The organism is Roseiconus lacunae (assembly GCF_008312935.1).
GTDB classification, from domain to species: Bacteria; Planctomycetota; Planctomycetia; order Pirellulales; family Pirellulaceae; genus Stieleria; species Stieleria lacunae.
This window is the reverse complement of record NZ_VSZO01000009.1, coordinates 22,602-42,886: the sequence shown is the minus strand read 5'-3', so window position 1 is coordinate 42,886 and position 20,285 is coordinate 22,602. Positions and strand designations below refer to the sequence as shown.

General features: G+C 54.7%; 16 protein-coding genes. 7 read left to right on the top strand and 9 right to left on the bottom strand.

Annotation, left to right across the window (positions count from 1 at the left end; genetic code table 11):
• Window positions 1-13: 13 nt before the first annotated feature.
• Complete coding sequence (gene coaD / locus FYC48_RS12900; RefSeq protein ID WP_149497133.1) at window positions 14-526, top strand: pantetheine-phosphate adenylyltransferase; 513 nt, start codon at window positions 14-16, stop codon at window positions 524-526.
• Window positions 527-742: 216 nt separating this feature from the next.
• Here coaD and FYC48_RS12895 read toward each other — a convergent pair whose 3' ends face one another.
• From FYC48_RS12895 to FYC48_RS12885, 3 genes are all read right to left on the bottom strand, one after another.
• Window positions 743-1,588, bottom strand: coding sequence for a sugar phosphate isomerase/epimerase family protein (locus FYC48_RS12895; protein WP_149497132.1), 846 nt, complete (start codon window positions 1,586-1,588; stop codon window positions 743-745).
• A 77-nt stretch (window positions 1,589-1,665) separates the two neighbouring features.
• On the bottom strand, window positions 1,666-2,580 hold the full coding sequence (locus FYC48_RS12890; protein WP_149497131.1) for a sugar phosphate isomerase/epimerase family protein: 915 nt from the start codon (window positions 2,578-2,580) through the stop codon (window positions 1,666-1,668).
• A gap of 8 nt (window positions 2,581-2,588) precedes the next feature.
• The gene (locus FYC48_RS12885) at window positions 2,589-3,083 is read right to left on the bottom strand and encodes a hypothetical protein (RefSeq protein ID WP_149497130.1); all 495 of its coding nucleotides are present in this window, start codon (window positions 3,081-3,083) and stop codon (window positions 2,589-2,591) included.
• A gap of 289 nt (window positions 3,084-3,372) precedes the next feature.
• Here FYC48_RS12885 and FYC48_RS12880 point away from each other — a divergent pair, with 289 nt between their 5' ends.
• From FYC48_RS12880 to FYC48_RS12860, 5 genes are all read left to right on the top strand, one after another.
• Window positions 3,373-5,664 (top strand): Hsp70 family protein, encoded by a 2,292-nt coding sequence (locus FYC48_RS12880; protein WP_149497129.1) that lies wholly within the window; start codon window positions 3,373-3,375, stop codon window positions 5,662-5,664.
• A 196-nt stretch (window positions 5,665-5,860) separates the two neighbouring features.
• The gene (locus FYC48_RS12875; RefSeq protein WP_149497128.1) at window positions 5,861-7,339 is read left to right on the top strand and encodes a vWA domain-containing protein; all 1,479 of its coding nucleotides are present in this window, start codon (window positions 5,861-5,863) and stop codon (window positions 7,337-7,339) included.
• 33 nt (window positions 7,340-7,372) lie between these two features.
• Window positions 7,373-9,151, top strand: a complete 1,779-nt coding sequence (locus tag FYC48_RS12870; RefSeq protein WP_149497127.1) for a sensor histidine kinase — start codon at window positions 7,373-7,375, stop codon at window positions 9,149-9,151.
• Between the two features lie 16 nt (window positions 9,152-9,167).
• Entirely contained in the window at window positions 9,168-9,869 is a 702-nt protein-coding gene (locus FYC48_RS12865) for a response regulator transcription factor (protein ID WP_149497126.1), read from the top strand.
• Window positions 9,870-9,998: 129 nt separating this feature from the next.
• Window positions 9,999-10,934, top strand: coding sequence for a sugar phosphate isomerase/epimerase family protein (locus FYC48_RS12860; RefSeq protein ID WP_149497125.1), 936 nt, complete (start codon window positions 9,999-10,001; stop codon window positions 10,932-10,934).
• A 301-nt stretch (window positions 10,935-11,235) separates the two neighbouring features.
• On the opposite strand, the gene recG is transcribed toward FYC48_RS12860, so the two are convergent.
• From recG to FYC48_RS12835, 5 genes are all read right to left on the bottom strand, one after another.
• The gene (gene recG / locus FYC48_RS12855) at window positions 11,236-13,389 is read right to left on the bottom strand and encodes an ATP-dependent DNA helicase RecG (RefSeq protein WP_149497124.1); all 2,154 of its coding nucleotides are present in this window, start codon (window positions 13,387-13,389) and stop codon (window positions 11,236-11,238) included.
• Window positions 13,390-13,475: 86 nt separating this feature from the next.
• Window positions 13,476-13,973: a glycine cleavage system protein H gene (locus FYC48_RS12850; protein WP_149497123.1), complete on the bottom strand. Its 498-nt coding sequence runs from the start codon at window positions 13,971-13,973 to the stop codon at window positions 13,476-13,478.
• A complete protein-coding gene (locus tag FYC48_RS12845) occupies window positions 13,957-15,273 on the bottom strand; it encodes a coproporphyrinogen-III oxidase family protein (RefSeq protein ID WP_149497122.1) in 1,317 nt (438 codons plus the stop codon). The genes FYC48_RS12850 and FYC48_RS12845 overlap by 17 nt, the downstream gene beginning before the upstream one ends.
• 82 nt (window positions 15,274-15,355) lie before the next feature.
• Window positions 15,356-16,393: an RluA family pseudouridine synthase gene (locus FYC48_RS12840; protein WP_149497121.1), complete on the bottom strand. Its 1,038-nt coding sequence runs from the start codon at window positions 16,391-16,393 to the stop codon at window positions 15,356-15,358.
• Window positions 16,394-16,408: 15 nt separating this feature from the next.
• A complete protein-coding gene (locus FYC48_RS12835) occupies window positions 16,409-17,293 on the bottom strand; it encodes a YfgM family protein (protein ID WP_149497120.1) in 885 nt (294 codons plus the stop codon).
• Between the two features lie 311 nt (window positions 17,294-17,604).
• Between FYC48_RS12835 and FYC48_RS12830 the strand changes: the two genes are divergently transcribed.
• Complete coding sequence (locus tag FYC48_RS12830) at window positions 17,605-19,296, top strand: vWA domain-containing protein (RefSeq protein ID WP_149497119.1); 1,692 nt, start codon at window positions 17,605-17,607, stop codon at window positions 19,294-19,296.
• Window positions 19,297-19,323: 27 nt separating this feature from the next.
• Here FYC48_RS12830 and FYC48_RS12825 read toward each other — a convergent pair whose 3' ends face one another.
• Window positions 19,324-20,262 (bottom strand): alpha/beta hydrolase, encoded by a 939-nt coding sequence (locus tag FYC48_RS12825; RefSeq protein ID WP_149497118.1) that lies wholly within the window; start codon window positions 20,260-20,262, stop codon window positions 19,324-19,326.
• Between the last annotated feature and the right edge of the window lie 23 nt (window positions 20,263-20,285).

Sequence of the window (20,285 nt, the reverse complement as noted above, 5' to 3'; positions counted from 1 at the left end):
TCTTGGAAACCCAATGTCTGCTCCTGGTCCTAAAGTCGCCGTCTACACCGGTTCGTTTGATCCGATCACGCTCGGGCACTTGCACATCATTGACCGAGCGAGCCGTCTGTTTGAAACGCTGATCATTGGGATCGGGATCAATGCGGAAAAGCGTTCACTTTTTACGCCAGACCAACGCCGTGACCTGATTGAAACGGTGACCAAAGACTTGCCCAACATTCAGGTCAAATTTTTTGACGGATTAGCGGTCGACTTTGTTCGTTCGCAGCAATCGCGGGTGATGGTTCGTGGCATTCGGCCTTTGACCGACATCGCCGGGGAGTTCACGATGATGATGGCAAACCGGCAACTCGATAGTGAAATCGAGACGGTATTTTTGATGGCTGATGAACGTTTCGCGCACGTCAGTAGCTCGTTGTTAAAACAGATCGCTGGGGTAAGCGAAGACGACGAGATGCTCGCGAAATTTGTACCGCGAGCAATCATACGTCCGCTCCGGGAACGCATGCGAGCGGAGGCCCGGTAGGGTTTTGTCAGTAATCAACATGAACAATCAGCCGATTGGCGTTCGCCATGGTTGTTGCGAGTGTTTGCTGATGCGACTGGAAGCGAACGCGAACGAGACACGTAACCGCGAGCTAACGCTCGGCGGCTGATCTAGCCATCATCCGAATGGCGTTCGCCATGGTTGTTGCGAATACTTGCTCATTCAAGTCAACAGACCGCTGAGCCAGCAGGGAAGCTAGCCTAGTATTTCGCTGCGCAACCGGGAGAGCAATTCGATCGCGCCGCCGATCTCGGCTTTTTGGCGTTCGGGATCTTCGGGGATTTCACGTTCGATGGTGAGCGGCCCGCTGTAGCCGATTTCGTGAAGAGTTTTCAGGTACGCTTCGATATTGACGTCGCCTTGGCCGAGCGGAACTTCACATCCCCAAGTCTTGCCCGGCTGGTCGCTCCATGTTCCGTCCTTGCAGTGAACGCTGCGCACATGGGGTGCGAGCAGTCGCAATGCTTCGATCGGTTCGCCGGTCCCGTAGAGGATCATATTGGCGGGGTCGAAATTGATTTTCAAATTCGAGCAGCCGACCGCGGCGATGAATTCGATCAAACCTTCGGCCGTTTCCTGTCCGGTTTCGAGGTGCAGAAATTGACCGTTTTCGTTGCAGTAATCACAAAGCTTCGCGGTGATCGCGACGACGGCATCGTACTGTGGATCGGATGAATCTTCGGGGATGAATCCCAGGTGAAGCGCGATCGTATCGCAGCCAAGTGCTTTGGAAAAATCGGAGATTTCGCACATTTCGCGAAAGCGAGATTCGCGTGAGGCCTGCGGAACGAGTCCGATCGTTTGCACGACGGTCGGAATATCGGCATAACTTTCGCCCTCGAATCCTCCAAACACCGCGGTGCATTGGACTCCCATTTGGTCGAGTTGTTGCTTTAGCTTTTCGGCATCGGCGGCACTCCGTTGGCCTTGGTGTGGGGCGTGCAATTGAATCGTCGGCAACCCGAGTTCAGAGATTACATCCCACTTAACTCCGAGGCCGGCGTCGACGGAAGCAAAAACGCCAATCGCCCAATCATCCATTTCAAAGGTCCTGTAAAAACAAACGTGTGGATTCGAGTTCTCTGTCAATCATGATCGATCGTAAGGTGATTGATCAATCACACCACAAACGAACGGAGGAAATTATGGCTTTGTCGAAGGGCACGGAGGCAGTCAGCGTGGGAGCCTTCGTAAGCGCGGTCTTCGACTTCGACACACACCGGGCCGTCGTATTCCGTGTCGACCAATGCGCCAAAGAACCGTCCCCAGTCGATATCGCCTAACCCGGGCAGTTTCGGTGAGTGCCAGCGATTCGGATTCGCAAAGACGCCGACTTCGTTAAGACGCAAGCGATCGATTCGTAAATCTTTGGCGTGAACATGAAACAGCTTGTCCGCAAAATCGGCCAAGGGTTTGACGTAGTCCATCTGCTGAAGCACCAAATGCGAGGGATCGAAATTCAGTCCAAAGCAATCGCTGGGGATATCGTCAAACATGCGTCGCCAAATGTCTGGCGAGATTGCCAGATTCTTTCCCCCCGGCCATTCATCGGCGGTGAAAAACATCGGGCAGTTTTCGATGCCGACACGAACACCGTGCTCTTCGGCGACGTCAATGATCGGTTTCCAGGTTTCTAAGAATCGAGGCCAGTTGTCGTCAACGCTTTTGGTCCAGTCGCGGCCGACGAACGTGTTCATCGTCGCGAGCCCCAATCGCGCGGTCGCTTTGATCACCGCTTTAATGTGCTGGCAGCCTTGATCGGCTTCGGCCTCGTCGGGGGAGAGGACATTCGGGTAATAGCCCAAGGCACTGATCGTGACGCCTGTGTCGGACTGCAGTTTCTGCAAACGATCGATTTCTGCGTTGTCGAGTGCGAGGACATCGATGTGGGTGATCCCGGCGTACCGACGTTCGGCTTTTCCCGGCGGCCAGCACATCACTTCCATGCAGTCGTAACCGATTTCGCCGGCGATCGAGAACGCGTCTTCCAAGCTCGCGTCTGGCACGATGGCGGTCACAAATCCAAGTTGCATCTCTACGGTTACTCCTCGAACGATAGGTCGGACACGGTTTCGCCGTCGCCGCTCCAGGTCGGCGAACGGTATTTGGTGTTCCCCGGTCGAACGGTGTTTTTATCGGTGATCAATCGCAGGTGTTCGCTTGCGAAAAGCTTCGGAATCACGCGATCGGCGCGTTTCAAACGATAGAGGATACAGCCTTTCCGGGCCACGTAGTACATCCCCCACACGGTCGCTACGAAGTGTTCGCGATCGAATCCCATGCCGACTGTTTCGACTTGGTCGCCAATCTCTATCTCAGCAGCGGGGAGCTTCAGCCACATCGCCGGACGAAGACGAAAGTGCAAGTTACCGTACTGAAAGTGATAGTACGTACCGTCAAAATTAGTCCGCTTAAGGACACGTGGGCTGGGGATGACCTTCGTTGCCACAGCGACATCATCGGGATGAATGAACGCTTGCCCGTTCTCAGGCCAACGTAGGAAACACCCGTAATCGGGAAGCGTGGGGTACTGCATGTCGCCGCAAGGGTGGAGTCGGATGCGAAACCTTTGGCTTGTGGTCAGCCCTTCGGAAGGTTTGATTCTGACTGACCAACGCATTGAACCTGAGGCACAAATGGGTAACGACCAGTGTAACCGATGCGTCAGGATGCCTGTGTTTACGATGGTCGATCGAACCAGAAGAACCCCATCATACGCGTGTCCGATGGGTACAAAGCGGGGGCAATCGACGTTTAAAAACGGTCCCAAGAGGTAAACTAGGACTACGTCTTCTCCCAATAATCTCGCCCAAGACTTTTCTTCGATGTCTGATTCATCTCGCCAGCCCGCCGTGGGGATTGACCTTGGCACCACGTTCTCAGCAGTTGCGTTTCTCGATGCTTCCGGAAAGCCGGAAACGATCCGCAATTCAGAAGGAGACCTGACAACGCCGAGCGCGGTGTTCTTCGATCACAATCGACCGATCGTGGGAATCGAAGCGGTCGAAGCTGGACTTTTGGAACCGGATCGCTTGGCGTTGTATGCGAAGCGTGATGTCGGGGAAGCTTCGTACGAAAAACAAATTCGTGGAAAGCATCTGCCCGCCGAAGTCATCGAGGCGTTGATCCTGCGGAAATTAAAAGCCGACGCTGAACTAAAGCTTGGCGAGATCGAAAAAGCGGTGATCACCGTCCCCGCATTCTTTAACGAGCCGTGTCGGAAGGCGACTCAGGATGCCGGTCGATTGGCCGGCCTGGATGTCCTGGACATCATCAACGAACCCACCGCGGCGGCGATCACTTATGGCGTGCAGCAAGGATTCTTGTCGCCTGACGGTGCCAGTCGAAATCCCGAAACCGTCTTGGTCTATGACCTCGGTGGTGGAACCTTCGACGTGACAGTGATGAAGATCGAAAACGGTAACTTCAATACAATCGCGACCGCCGGTGATGTCTATTTGGGCGGTATCGATTGGGACAAACGCGTGGTCGATTTTATTGCCGAGGCGTTTCTGAAGGAACATGGTGTCGACCCGAGGGAAGATCCGCAGGCCGAGCAAGAGTTGCTGCGGAAAGCCAACCAAACGAAACATGCGTTGACACAACGCGAGTCTGTCACCGTTGCGTTTGCCCACGACGGAAAGCGTTTGCGGACGGAGTTATCACAAGAAGAGTTTTCCCAACGATGTGATGACTTGGTGGAGCGAACGTTGATGACGGTCCAGTTGGTGCTCGATGATGCCGGTGTCGCATGGCCGGATCTGACGCGGTTGATCCTCGTCGGTGGGTCGACTCGCATGCCAATGATCCGCCGCGAACTCGAACGCCTGAGTGGGATGGAACTCGATCGATCGCTTTCACCGGATGAAGCGGTTTGTCATGGCGCCGCACTCTATGCCGGCATGCTGATGGCGGGAACAGACGACCAGAGTGGTATTTCAGTTAGCAACGTCAACTCGCATGACCTGGGAATCTTAGCGGTCGATCCGAAAACCGGTCAGCCTCGTCGAAAGATCATGATTCCACGGAACAGCCATCTGCCGGCACGGAAAATGGTCCGCTTTCGAACTCATTCGGATAACCAAGCAAACGTCAAAATCGAAATCGTCGAAGGCGGCGATGATCGCGGTACCAACGCCACTCGAATCGGGCGCTGTGTCGTCGACGATCTGCCACGTGGAACACCCAAGGGAACGAACGTAGATGTTCGCTTTGATTACGCTCGTGACGGGCGATTGACCGTCCAGGCATCACTTCCTGAGATAGATCGCAAGATCACAATGACGCTCGACCGCGCCGCCGGATTGACGGATGATCAAATGGCGTTTTGGTCTGAACGTTTGCACGAAGGGGTGAGTGATGCGATGTTGGCCGCTCTCGGAGAAAGACTCGATGCCATCGACGTCCCATCTGGCCAAGATACCGAGTCGACCGAGTCGACAAAGGCCGAACAACGACAAACGACAGAGTCTTGGGCAGAGCCGGCGACGGGGGAAGCTTCCGAACAGGCCGCTGATTCATCGGGCGAGATGAGTGATTCGGGAGATAGCTTTCCTGACTTTTCTGAACTGCAGGAACTTACCCCTGATCGATCGACGGCGCATTCGACACCGTCGATTCCTGACAGTTTGCTCGCCCCGGCAGCATTGATGAAGTCGGAAGCGAAAGCTGCGACAGAGAATGCGGGGTTGGAGGATCAGTCAAGTCAACCGAGCGGTACTGATCGAACTGCGACCGCTGCTTCTGTGGAGATGGAACCGATCGTCGCCACACGAAAGACTCATCGAGCGAGCGATCTAAAAATTGACACCGGCTTGCCTGCAGATGAGAACGCGGCGAAAGTCGGGGCCGCGGATTTACAACTGCGGGTCGAAAACGAATCGAGCAAAGTTCAGGTGGTTCGCGAAAAGCCTCAGATCGATGTGGGGACCGAAACACCTTCGACGAAAGCTGATGCGAATGACTTGGCCATGTTGGCCGCACTTTCTGCCGGCGATGAAAAGGAAACGTCATCGAAACTGGATGTCCCGTTGATCGTCACCAACAAAGACGAAAAAGCTTCAGTACCTGCGGATAAACCGAAGAAGTCTGGGTTCTTCGGTCGCAAAAAACGCTAGATCCTGATCAGAAACCCGAGTGAATTTTGCCCTGACAATTCTTTTACATTGTTTTGAAGCGATTCCGACCATGAAAAAGGCATCTCATGGTTTATTGGAATGAGGAGTGACTTCCATTCCTCGGCTGCGGCGGGTGACCAGTGTTGGTGACGATTGATCCGCGGTCCAGTAATCGGCCAATCGATGGAGTTGAACAATGGGTGCCCTGTTTCAGTCAACCGGTGCTGCGCCCTCGAGGCATGCAGTCTCTTGGACAAAGTTTGTGCCGGGTTTCGTTTCGCTTGCGATAGTGCTTCTGGTCGGAGTGTTTGCGGCGACCGCGGTGTTTCCTGTCCATACCGTCAATGCGGGTTCCGGGGAGACCTCGTCGCAAGTGCAACTCGATGTTGGTGTCGCGAACCCGACGATGCTTTCAGGGAAAAAGAACCAAATCAATCACTTGCGGATATCACTGACAGGGTTTGATCTTCCCAAGTCGCAGCGGCGACCGTCGGTGAATACTGCCATCGTCATCGACCAAAGTGGCTCGATGAACGGAGCTAAGATCGAGCAGGCACGTCGTGCCGCGATCGCCGCCGTCCAACGTCTTCGTGATGATGATATTGTGTCGGTCGTCCTGTATGCCGATTCCGCTTCCGTGTTGGTACCGGCGACCAAAGCGTCCGACCGCGAAGCGATCATCGAAAAAATCCAATCCATTCGCGCCCAAGGGAGCACGGCTCTCTTCGCCGGTGTCAGCAAAGGGGCGGCCGAAGTGCGAAAGTTTCTGGACGAAGACTACGTCAACCGTGTGATTTTATTAAGCGACGGAAAAGCCAATGTCGGTCCGAAAAGTCCGCGCGAATTAGAGCGACTAGGAACGTCGCTCGTCAAAGAGGGGATCAGCGTCAGTACGCTAGGCCTAGGGCTGGGGTACAACGAAGACCTGATGAGCCGTTTGGCTTCGGCAGGGAGTGGGAACCACATGTTTGTCGAGCAGGCAGATGATTTGGTCGCTGTCTTTCAGCAAGAATTTAACGACCTGCTAAGCGTCGTCGCCAGTGATTTCGAAATCCACACGACCATCGGTGAAGGAGTGCGCCCGATCCGTGTCTTGAATCATGAAGCTGACATCAGCGGACAGGACATCTATATTCCACTGACCCAGCTTTACGCCCGTCAACAACGTTACTTCATCGTCGAAGTCGAAGTACCAACCGGAAAAGATGGTAGCGAAATGCCATTGGCGACCGTTGAGGTGAGTTATCGAAATATGGTGAGCGAAACAAAGGACTCATTGTCCAGCAGCGTTCAAGTTCGCTTTTCCAGCGATGCCAAAATGGTCGAAAAGTATCGTGATACCGAAACGCTCGCACAGTGCGCGATTCAGTTGGCAAACGACGCGAACGTCCGTGCGACATTGTTGCGTGACCAAGGAAAAATCGAAGAAGCCAAGGAATTGTTGCTGAGGAATTGTGCCGAACTGGAACAACTCGATGATCAATACGGAGCTTCACTGGCCGAACCGCTTGCCAAAGAAATTAAACGCAACGCTAATTTGAATCGAGCTCAGTCACAGACTATCGAAAGTCCCGCGAACTGGAATCGATCGCGTAAGATGATGATTTTCGAGCAGAGTCGAAATGCGGCTCAGCAAGACTATCGCGTCGAAGCACCGTCTGCGGACAAACCGTAGCCGACTACCTCGTTTTACGCCGCCGATCACTTTATGCCACGTCAGCTTTTCGTCGCCCTGCTACTTCTAGTCATCACACCACTGGTGATGCTCGGTTGGTTAAGTGCGAACGCGGCGAGGCAAGGTGAACAGGCGGCGAAAGATGCACTCGCGAAGCTGTTGTCAACGCAGCTTTTTGCCGCCAACGACGAAGTGATTGGCGTGTTCGAAGCGTATGCCGATGATTTCGACGATCGGCTTAACGAGTCAAGCGATGTAATCGAAACGCTGCAGGAGATGCGGCGTAATCATCCGATTGTTCGTCAAGGAATCGTCATCGGTCGTGAGGGACAATTGGTATTCCCGACCAACATCGACCTGAACGGTCGTGATGGGGCAGAGATCGCTGCATCGCTTTCGGGCATCATCGACAGTCGACCTCCATTGCAACACGCCAATAGGACTTCTGGTCGAACGGTAATGGCGGTCAAAGGAGTGGCGCCCCCTGAGATCGGTCAACAAGGGTTTTCGAAAGGCGAGGAGCCTAGAGCCTTTGGAGGCGACAGTCAGTTCAGCGAGGTCAATCCGCCGAGTGGTTGGCAGCGATGGTACATGGGCGATGGCGCGCAGGTGTTGTACTGGGTCGCGCTCCCCGGCGGACGCTTTGCCGGGATTTTGCTCGATCGCAGTCGTTGGCTGGCAGACTTGATTGCAGTTTTGCCAGACGACGTTGCCGCGCTGTCTGGTCAAACGCAACGACGAACCGATCTGACGACCAGTGAACCATTAAATGGTGCGACCATCGGTAGCATTCAATTGGTCGATGAGGCCAAGCAGGTCGTCTATCGATGGGGCGATCGCGCGGCGTTTGAGCAACCCGCACTTGCGGTTCATGTACTGAGCGAACCGTTGGCAAGCTGGCAACTGCAGGTCCACGTCGGCGAATCGCTGACGCCGGTTTCGAGTTTGCTGCCGCTGTATTTTTCCCTGGGGGGGATCGGATTGTTGGTCTGTTCGGTGGGCGTGTATGTATTGTCATCGGTCCGGCGACAGATTGCCGACGCGCGTAGCCGAGTGAATTTTGCCGGCCAAGTGTCGCATGAATTGCGAACCCCGCTGACGAACATTCGGCTCTATACGGAATTGGCGGAACTCGACTTAGAAAGACTCGACAAAAGTCCCCAACAGCAGACGCTTATTGAACGGCTCCAAGTGATCGATTATGAAAGTCGACGTCTTCAGCGATTGGTCTCAGGCGTTTTGGAAATGATTCGCCCCAGTGGCAAACGTAGTGGCGTTCGTTACCAAGAGTGTCGGGTTTGCGAATTGGTCGACCAGATTGCGCAGCAGTTTGCGCCCAGTTTCGCGGGCGCCGGTATCGAGTTGGAAGTCCAGTGTTTGATCGAGCAAACTGTTCAAATTGATCCGGACGTGTTTGAGCTGATCTTGGTAAATTTGCTAAGCAACGTCGAAAAGTATGTGCCCCGACAAACCGGGGCTGACAACGATAGCGACCACGCGGGACGTTGTGAGATTCATTGTCGACTTGAATCATCTTGTGGTGACAAGCCCGGCCAGACTTTCGTTGCCGTGACGGTCATCGATAACGGGCCCGGCATTGCGAGGCGGTATGCCAAGCGAATTTTCCGCCCATTCGCGCGAATCGATGATTCGATCAGTGCTCCCAGCGGCACAGGCATCGGTTTAACGATCGCGCAACGGGCCGCCGAACGACATGGCGGCGAACTGGTATTGTTGAATTCTTCCTCCAAGGACGTGCGGCGTCTCGGTGGGGCGGGATTCCGTTTGTTGTTAGCCACGGGACCCGTTTAGTCGAGGGGATTGGGGGATGACACATCGTATCTTGATTGCCGAAGACGATCGGCACACACGAAAAGCTTTGGCCGAAGTGCTTGCCGCCGAAGGTTACGAGGTGATCGAAGCCGCGGACGGACTGAACGCAAAGGCGATGTTTGATCGCGACATGCCAGACATGGCATGCTTGGACGTGATGATGCCGGGCATGAGCGGTTATGACGTGTGTAAATATTTTCGTCAAAAGTCACCGACGATGCCGATTCTGTTTATCACTGCAAAGGCTGAGGAGATCGACAAAGTCGTCGGACTAGAACTGGGGGGAGATGACTACATCGTCAAACCGTTCGGTACCAAAGAAGTGGTTGCCCGGATTCGCGCGGTTGCCAGACGAAGTTTTGTTTCGGCGGATACAAATTGCCAAACGGAGTTTACGGACGAACCATTTCGCATGGGCGATCTTGAGGTCTTGCCGAAAGAACTGCGTGCCCGGCGGCAAGACGACACGGTGACACTGACACGACGTGAGGTGCTGATTCTGCAAACGCTTGCCGCAAAACCGGGGGAGGTGATTACCCGACGCGAACTGTTTCAGCTGGCGTGGGAGGATGACCATCTTCCCAACAGCCGGACGATTGATCAAACGATCAGCCAATTACGCAAGCGAATCGAGCGTGACCCGAAACACCCAAAAATCATTCACACGGTCTACGGAGTGGGCTACCGATTCGAGTAGAATAATCGGTTACGCAATTGGTTTCTGGGCGTCGATGTCGCATGATCGTCGAACTTTGCCAGCCCGTTTACCGATTCAGATCCTACGAATTGACATCTGTCCCCACCCCTCTTCAATCGATAGTTCACCATGACCAATCGACGACAATTCCTCGCCTACGGTGCAGCCGCTGCGGCGGCGACCGGACTTTCCAGCAAGTTTTCATTCGCCGCGGATGCCCTCAAGGTTACCCCGCCCTTTAAAATCTCGCTCGCCGAGTGGTCGTTGCACCGAACCTTGCGGGACGAAAGCAAGGGGCTGACCAACTTGGACTTCCCGCGGGTCTCTAAAGAAGAATTCGGCATCGACGCGATTGAGTACGTCAATCAGTTTTTCAAAGACAAAGCGCACGACGAAAAGTATCTGACCGAACTGAAGCAACGTTGCGAAGACCAGGGCGTCAAGAGTTTGCTAATCATGTGTGATGGTGAAGGGGCTCTCGGTGATCCCGACACGGACAAACGCGAACAAGCCGTCAAGAACCATCACAAGTGGGTCGACGCCGCTAAGTTCTTGGGCTGCCATTCGATCCGCGTCAACGCTCAAAGCCGTGGAAGCTACGAAGAACAAATGAAGCTTGCGTCGGACGGACTTCGCAAGCTGAGCGAATATGCCAAGCCACACGGTTTGAATGTCATCGTGGAAAATCATGGCGGATTGAGCAGCAACGGCGCCTGGTTGGCCGGGACGATTGCCAAAACGGAGATGGACAACTGTGGAACGCTTCCCGACTTCGGTAACTTCTACATCCGTCGCGGAAAAGACCCGGAAGAGTATGATCGCTACAAAGGCGTCGAAGAATTGATGCCGTTCGCGAAAGCGGTGAGCGCCAAAGCCCATGACTTTGACGAAAAGGGCAACGAAGTTCATACGGACTTTTTCAAGATGATGGGCATCGTCCTGGCCCACGGTTACCACGGTTACGTCGGGATCGAATACGAAGGCGGTAAAGTGTCGGAGTATGAAGGGATCAAGAAGACAAAAGAACTTCTCGATCGCGTTGCCGAGCGTATCGCTCAAGGCTAACCCGTCGGTCCGATAAAAATTCAGGTGTGATTCAGCAGCCGATGGGAGTTCGTCTCGGTCAACGCAAAGCGACCATGGCTAACCCCATTCGGCTGGTTTTTGAATCGCCAACGGACATGGTGAGCACGTCCTGATTTGGTTTGTTTTAGAGTGAGCGTGCTGCGAGATCTAAGTCCGCGGAATTCCGAAATTGCCGGTGGGGGGATTCGGTGCTTCCAAATTCGGCATCAGATCCCATGCACTGTGAAGTTCAGCCTAATGGCCTCAACCGATCACTTCCAGCGATACCCCATCGCAAGTTTCAAGCGACGTCGCCGAGTTCGAGCTGTCTGCCATAGCGGCTCATGAGCTGTTTCTTTAGGCCCTCAAGATCGGGGTTGTCGAGCTCCGGATCTTCGTCCACCAGTTCTTGAGCGATCATACGGGCGACTTGTAAAACATCAAGATCTTCGATCACGTTGGCGATCCGCATCGGCGGCATCCCGCTTTGTTTGGCGCTAAAAACGTCGCCGGGTCCACGCATTTTGAAGTCAGCTTCGGCAAGCTCGAAACCATCATCGGTTGATTCAAAGACGGTCAAGCGTTCGTATTCTTCTGGGGATTGGTTTCCATCGGTAAAAACGCAGACGTGTCCGGTATGGCTACCTCGTGAGACCCGTCCGCGAAGCTGGTGCAGTTGTGCCAAACCGAAGCGTTCGGCACCCATGATGGTCATCACGGTTGCATTGGGAACATCGATTCCAACTTCGATGACCGTCGTCGTGACGAGGACGTCGATTTCACCCTCCGCGAACTGTTGCATGAGGGATTGTTTTTCGTCAGGAGAAAGTCGTCCGTGCAGCAGGCCGACAGTGAATTCACTGAACTGGTCGGCCCGGAGCTGTTGATAGATCGATTCGACAGAAGAAATATCTTCGGACGAAGCATCTTCGGCCGAAGAAGGTTCCTTCGAAGCGGTGACACGCGGCGCGACGACGAATGCTTGTCTGCCTTCCTTTAGTTGAGTTCGCACGAAATCCCACCAACGTTTGCGCCATTCGTCACGCCCCAGGTAGGTTTTCACCGCACCGCGTCCGGGCGGTTTTTCTTTGATTGTCGTCAGGTCCGTATCGCCGAAGATCGTCATCGCGACTGAACGCGGGATCGGCGTCGCACTCATCACTAAGTAGTGCGGATCGACGCCACCGCCACGAAGCCGGACTCGCTGACCGACCCCAAACTTATGCTGTTCATCGATCACACAGAGTCCTAAGCGTTTGAATTCCAAACCGTGCAGTAGAGCTTGGGTTCCGACGAGCAAATCGAGATTACCGGAAGCGGTGTCGGCGAGAGTTTGTCGTTTTTCACCCGCCGAAAGGCTGCCGCAAAGCAGGCCAATCCGCACGCGACTGGCGTCCAAGATTTGTCGTAGTGTTTGATAATGTTGCCGGGCGAGCACTTCCGTTGGCGCCATCAGCACCGCTTGATTGCCGTGGCCGACGGCGAGCATCATTGCATAGATTGCGACGACAGTTTTGCCGCTACCGACATCGCCCTGGAGAAGACGGTTCATGGGGAATTGCCGCGACATGTCGATGCTGATTTGACGGATCGCTGCGACCTGATCGTCGGTTAGCTTAAACGGGAATCGATTGGTGATGCGTGCGTCGAGCATCGGATCGACTGGCATTGCGGAGGAGCGGAGATCGGTCGTCAGCCGTCGGCGACGAATTGCCAGCGCCAACTGCATGACCAGCAATTCCTGAAACGCCAGTCGGGTTCGCGCACCGCGGAGCTGGTCACGATCGTCCGGCGAATGGATTTGACGCATCGCGGTTGTGATGTCCGGTAGCGGTTGACGTAAATTGATTCCCGAATTTCGCAGAGCATCGGTCGCACGATCTCGCAGCGATTCTGGCAAGACCTCGTTCAACTGCGAGGCCAGTTCATCGACAATGCCGCCGACGATCCGCCGCATTTCAAGCTGTTTGACTCCTTCGGTAAGCGGATACACGGGAAGGATTTGGGGCGTCGTCATCGTTTGGTCGTCATCCAGGTAGGTGACCTTCGGATGGACAAATTCGAAGCGGAGCCCGTTGAGTTTTGCTTCGCCACTGATCATGACGCGTCGATCAATCGTTAGTTGTTCGGCACGAAACGGTTGATTGAAAAACAGTAAACGAACCGCCCCTGTTTCGTTTTCGACGATTGCCCCGAAGACACTCTTTCCCGGGCTTCGCGAAATCAGCTCGGCATCGGTAATGGTGCCGACCAACGAAACCGGCTCGCCTTCGCGGATCCGGTCAATTCGTTCCGGCGGAGCGGGGAATTCATAGTCACGAGGGAAGCAAAACAACAAGTCCCCGGCAGTGCGCAAGCCAATCCTTGCAAGCCGATCGGCACGTGATGGTCCGACGCCGACCAAGAACTGTGTCGGTGTCGCTCGCGTCAGTGTGGAAGAGGAGTGCTGTGTCATCGATCGTCACGAATCGCCAATGGGGCGATGGCGGATAAAGACAATCGCAATAGTATTGACGCGATGACCGTGGGCGACAAGTTCGCCTAATTGTTCGCCTGTCCCTTGATGGTGCGTTGGGCGATTACCCAGGCTCCTTCGAGATGGGTTTTATACTCATCCGTGGTTAGTAAACCAGTTGGTAGCGCGTCCTCTAGAACGACATCGTCGGATCGTATCTCAATTAACCAACCGCTTTCGTACGTATCCGCATTGATCAGCGCAGGATCGCTAAGCACGGCTTGGTTGATCGCGATCAATGATCCGGCGATCGGCGAGTATAGATCGCTTTCGGCTTTTTTGCTTTCGATCGCCCCGATCATTTGGCGATGGGCGATCGGGGCATTGAGATCGACTTCCCAATCGAGGAAGTACACATCTTGTAACAAACGAACGGCATAGGCCGACAAGCCGAAACGCCACACCGAACCGTCCCGTCGCTGGGCCCACATATGGTTCTTTGCGTAGGATCGATCCAGCGGAAACGTGGCATCGAATTCCCCCATCGCGAAGGTGAAGGAATCGGGGCTACGTGTATCGGACATTCTGATGTTCTGGTTCAAAGAAGGAGGGCAACATCGCATCGACGCGAAGTAGCCCATAGCGAGTCAATTCGATGCGATCCTCATTGATCGTCGCCCAGCCATCTTCGACGTACTTGTCCCATTCGGATTGCCACTGACCGACGATATCGACACCGTACTTTTGTTGGAAGTAGCTCCGATCGAGGTAGCCTTTTTTGAGTAGCAAGATCATCGAACGAATCAATCGTTGGTGATCCGTCGGGACGAATCCACGACCGAGAGGCATGGTCCCCGATTCGATGGTCGAAAGGTACTGTTCCAGATCCGCGACGTTCTGGTAGTGAACGCCATTGGCATGCCCGAAACTCGCAATCCCGGTGGCCAACAGGTCTGCACCTAGCCAAAGGTTATCGCGATATGAGAAGTTGACTTTGCTGGGATCTTTGACGACCGTGTAAGCACTGCTGACACTGTAGCCGGCGTCGATGAATTCGCTGAAAGCGTAATCGACCCAAGCGCGTTTGGTGGCCCAATCGGCGACGGGGCTTTCACTTGACTTGTCCAGCATGTCTTTGCTGTAGACGGTGTTGAAGGGCAACTCCATCTGGTAGATCGTAACGCTTTCCGGCGACATCTCGATCGCTTGGCGGATGTTGTCTTTCCAGTTGTCCCAAGTTTCGCCAACCATTCCAGCGATCAAATCGATGTTGACGTTCGGGAATTCCGCTTCGGCGATCCATTCCCAAGCGCGGAAGACTTGCTTGGATAGGTGAGCTCGGCCGTTCTCTTCGAGTACTTTGTCAGAGAAATTTTCAACGCCTAGACTCAACCGAGTCACGCCCATTTCTTCACGGAGGGTCTTAACCTTTGTTTCGCTCAAGGTGCCCGGTTCACACTCGAACGTCACCTCTTCGGCGCCATCCCAGGTAATGTGTTCGCGCAGGCGATTTGCCAGCTTGGTTAGCTGTTTAGGTGACAGGAAACTGGGAGTTCCGCCGCCAAAATAAACGAATCGAAACGGACGGTCGCCCATGATTTCACATTGGCTGACCATTGAAATTTCATTGCACAGCGCGTCGACATAACGTTGAACCTCGGGGGCTTTCACATCGGTAAAGACCTTGAAGTAGCAAAATTTGCATCGCTTCCGGCAAAATGGGATATGCAGGTACAGCCCCAGCGGAGTTGACTCGAGCGGCGGGTTGTGAAGCGCGGATTGAACCTCATCAAGTGAGCCCTTCTTCCATTGACTGTAGGGAGGGTAGTTCGAGATGAAATAGCTTCCGACTTCCGTTTTTGAATCGCTGGCTGCGGACGACATAGGCACGTGTGGGTGGGTCGTGAAAAATGGTTCTCACGTCGCATCGGGTGCAACGAGTTCTATTGTAGCCGCTCGTCATCCGTCACCGCGATTGCGATGCCTTACGGATCGTTTTTATTGTTGAATCTAAATCGTCTGGCACGGGGGCTTCGAAGGTCATCCACGCACCGGATTGGGGGTGGCGAAGCTTTAGGCGGCGCGCATGAAGTGCCTGGCGGGTCAAGACAACTGGGCTTCCCTCGACACTGCCTTTGCCTTCCAGCCAAGCTTCGTCGGCGACCGCATGCCCGGCGTAAAGGCGATCGCAGAGGATCGGGCAACCGAGATGTGCAAGATGCACACGGATTTGATGTGTCCGCCCCGTCTTAGGGAACGCTCGGACGATCGAAAAGCGACTGATACGATCTTCGACCTCAAAAAAAGTGCTCGCAGGTTTAGAAGTCGAGTGGTTTTCGCGGATCGCCATTTTATCCCGTTGGTAGGGGTGGCGTCCGATCGGGGCATCGATGACATCGCGATCACGGTCGATCCGGCCGACGGTGATTGCCAGGTATTCCTTTTCGACCAAACGATCGTGCCATTGTTCGGCCAGGGCCATGTGGACGGCATTGGTTTTGGCCACCACGATCACGCCGCTTGTGTCGCGATCCAGGCGGTGAACAATTCCCGGGCGCGTCGGTCCGCCAACATCGGAAAGCGATTGAAATCGATAGGCGAGCGCGCTCGTTAAAGTGCCTTTCCAGTTCCCGCGGGCCGGATGAACGACCATTCCGGGTGGCTTGTTAACAACGACGAAGCCATCGTCTTCGTAGAGCAAGTCGAGAGGAATGTTCTCCGGGATCACTTCATCGGAGAACTCTTCGGGTAGCTGGAAGCGAACCTGTTGTCCCACCCGAACACGAAAACTCGGCCGTATGACACGGCCATCAACTTCCGCCTGATCGTTTTGAACCGCCTGCCGTATCTGACTACGACTGTAGCCATCGCAGGCGGCGGTTAAAAACAGGTCGATCCGCTGTCCCGCGGCTGATTCAGGAATGGTGAATTCGCGTGTGACCGGAGGTTCATGTAGCTCCGCTTCATCGGAACTGGATTGCGATTCGCTCTCGTCGCTGGACATTAATAGTGCAGCCGACTATTCCGACTCGGCCGGGGGTGCCGCTTCGCTAGAGGCGTCGTCTTCGGGCGTCGTTTCACTCGGTTCGGTCGAAGACGTTTCGGCTGGTGTCGATTCGGCGTCGCCTTTTTCTTCGGCAGTGGGCTCTTCGGGTAATTCAATGCCACCGGTCATTTCGGCGTCTGAAGCTTCCCCTCGTAATGCGTCGAACTCGCTGCTTAGCTCACTGTCGAGGTCGAGATCGGGAAGTTCCAAGTCGGGTAGATCAGGCAACGTAGTCGATCCGGGCAGTTCCGGTGGTAGCGAAGGATCGGCAGGCGCGAAATCCTGTTCATTGAACCAAGTCAGGAAGGTACCTGCGGTCGAGCTTTTAAGCGTTGCGATTCGCTGCTCTGCGACTTCGACCATTTCTTCGGACTCGTTTGCCGAAACGACCGCTTCGTACGCTTTCATCGCGTCGTCGACTTCACCAAGTGCCTCGTGGGCGAGTGCCAACCCATAGTTGGCTCGCGAGATCAAAATTTCGTCGTCCGACGAAACACGGGCGTTGATGAACTCGTCTTTTGCCTGGGCCAGAAGCGTTTCGGCTTCCGCTTTGTCGCGATACAGAGAACTAATACCTTGAGCCAAATTTTGATTGGCTTGGAACAGCTGTGACCATGCCGCCGCGGTCGTGTCGGGGTAACGTGACGCGACTTCGGGGTTATTCATTAGCAACTGGAATGTCGCGTCACTGCGTGTCGCCGTCTGGCTGCTGCTGTAGAAACCATACGCCAGCATAGCAACGACGACGGCAACCACCGCGGCAGCGATCAGCTTCGAATAGGGCTCGATCTTCTTGTAAAAAATTGCGAGCTGGTCGGCGACAATGTTGGTTTCCAGCTCTTCCTGGCGGGTATTCATAAGTTCTTCGTGCGTATTTGGCTGCGATGGTTGCGCATTCAGTCGAGCCAAGGAGTATACGAGTCTGAATTTTGAGTCGTCAATAGAACTCAAAAATCACTCACGTTTTGTGCTTGGACCCCGTCTGTGGTACTGTATCGATCGCGATTGAGCGGCGATAGTGCGGGGTATGTTGGCCTGCGGAGGTATGAAGGCGGAAGCCGCCGAGGTTTTCGGCAACTCGCCGGTGCCAATCAATCTCCCGGCGACTTCCGCCACCGAAAATTCAATCGTAGACTGCTCCCTCCCAAAGGAAGGCTGGCGCGTTCGAAATGTCATTGTCTGCGGAAGATTCGACGGAAGAACATGATGATTTGGATCGGGAATCTAGCCGACCCGATCGCAATTTGTCCGATCTTGATCACTTGCGCGAACTTCAACTCGAGCTAGAGCAGACCCGAAGCGAAGCGGCGGCGGCCCGATTGGATGCCCGAGCGGCGGTCTTGGAAATCAGGATTCAACGTCTTGAGCGACAGGTCGCATTGACCCAAAAGAAAGTTGAGTCGCGAATTCGCAACGAAACGGTTCAATCCAGTCGTGTTGCGGCCGGTGGTGTTGCAACTGGTCAATCAGCCTCGTCCCGATCACAGGAAGCGGAATCGCAACTTTCGGCATCCAATTCGAGGAAGCGAGCCGAGCTGCGAGTCCCCGCCCTGCCGCGAAACCGTTCGATCCGCAGCGCTGTGGCCTTCCGAGCCAACGACGACTCGATCGGGCAACGTGCTCCTGCGACAGGTGGACCATCGGCCGAGGCGAAAACTCAGTCGCCCGGTCGCATCTCAAACTGGGATGATGTCGCGGTACTTCTTGGGATGCGGTCCAGTGCTCGTCAGACCCACGGCGGATCGGTCACGCCGAAGACAAAACCGCAATCTCGCGAGCGTCGGGGAACCGAAGCGGGTGACCATCGACGAGCGAAATCGACTCGCGTCAGTTCGGTGAAATCCAGCGGCAAAGCGTCCGGCGTTCCGTTACCAGGCAGCAAGGCAACCGAAGCGTCGAACGCTTTGGCATCAGCAGTCGTGCTCACGCGCCGGTCGGTGAGCGGGCGTCAACATGGTCGACGTCGTCGTGGAGGCGTTTGGGGCGTCAGCCTATTCGTCCATGCGATGCTGATCCTTGGATTGGCGGCGGTCACGTTCTCGACTTCAACCCCTGGCGATCAGATGGCGATCGCCGGGGCGATGGTCGAATCTGAAGTCGCGGAAGTTCAGTCGGTCAAATTGGAGACTGAGACGGCACAGGTTTCCGAGGAGGAGCCTGAGGCTAGCCCGGTAGATTCACCGCTAACGGATCTCGGCGAAATTCAAGTTCGCGACCTGAGCCCGACAGTGGCACCAAGTGCGTCAGAGTTCGTGCCTGTGATGTCTGAAGCCGCGGTCGTTGACGCGATGGCGATGGCCATGTCTCGCAATCCCAGTGAGCAGATGGAGTTTTGCGGCATCGAAGGCGGCGGGAACCACTTCATCTATTTGGTCGACAGCAGCAAGAGTATGGGGGATGGTTTTGAATCGGCCCGTGACGCATTGCTACGATCGATCAGTTTGCTAAAGCCGACGCAGCGCTTCTATGTCGTGTTCTTTGATGAAGAACCAGAGTACATGCGTCTGGCCGATCCGGGCGTCGACGAACCTCGTAGCGTCTATGCGACCGATGAGAACAAACGCGCGCTTCGCCGTTGGGCAATGTCGATTCAGATGGATCTCGGCCGGGCGCCGTATGAAGTGTTGCCGTTTGCGATCGAGCAAAGGCCCGATGTGATTTTCTTGCTTTCCGACGGTGAGTTCCCGCAGCGGATCGAAGAGATGTTGTCGGAAATCAATCGCCTGGACAACCTGTTCGGCGATGAGGGGCCGATCAGTTTGGTGCACACGATCGGCTACCACAGCCGAGTCGGCGAATCACGGATGAAGCGTATCGCCGCCAAGAATGGCGGCCGTTATCGGTACGTTCCCAAGCCGTGACGCGTCCCAGTTTTGAATGCTGATCGACTAATCACGTTCGATCCAAGGGTTTTCGTTGTCGCTGATCTTTACCTGCTCGGTAATGAACTTGACGATTGCCGGAATCACCGAAGACTGGCCGCTAATCAGGGCCGGCCCGCCGAGCGGTTCGCTGACTTCCATGACTTCAAGGCCTTCGGCTTCACGCGAGCCACTGAGTCGACGTTTATTCGCTTCGAGTAGTTTCTGGATTCGTTTGGCGTCGTCTTCTTCGTTGGACCCTTGTCCGTAGATCACCATCGTCGGCAGTTGTCCGATATTTCGATCGCTCAGTGCTTGGTCAATCGGAACGCCTTGGGCGAGACGCTTGGGTGAAACCATCACGAGAGCTTTGACGTCTTGGCCCTGTTTGCGGCTACCGACGCTGGGATAGCGCCAGTCGACCATTGCCCAGTTGGTGCCGATCACGCAACCTTCACGAATGCCAATGATGACGAGCGCGTTCAGATTGAGGTTTTCTTCGTTGTTCTCATCTTTGAAAAACTGTTTGGCAGTTTCGAGATCAAATCGAGCGATCTCGTTTACCGATTTACGACGCATCGTTTCGATCTTGAATTCCTTCTTCGTTCCGGTGCGTGGATCGGTGTATTCGCGTGACCCACCGTGTCCGCGATAATCAAACGCGAGAACGGCGCAGCCGGCTCGCTGCAGCATCATGCACAGTGATCCGTAGGGGGCTTTTTGCCCGCGCCATTCGTGGATGATCAGCACCGGAATGGCTTCTTTGCCTTTGTTCGATCCGAAATAGACGCCACTTAATTCGACACCATCTTTGGTCGCCAAGTCGACTTTACGTGGTTTCGGGATCGGGTTGTTTTTCTTTTTCTCTTGTGCCTGCGCGTGTGTCGAGGCGGTTAGTGACACGGCGACAGAAAAACAGGCGGCCATCGACCAAAGGGCCAGGGGGCGGAAGGATGTTGTAAGCATGTGGTCGGCTCCTCGAATTTCGC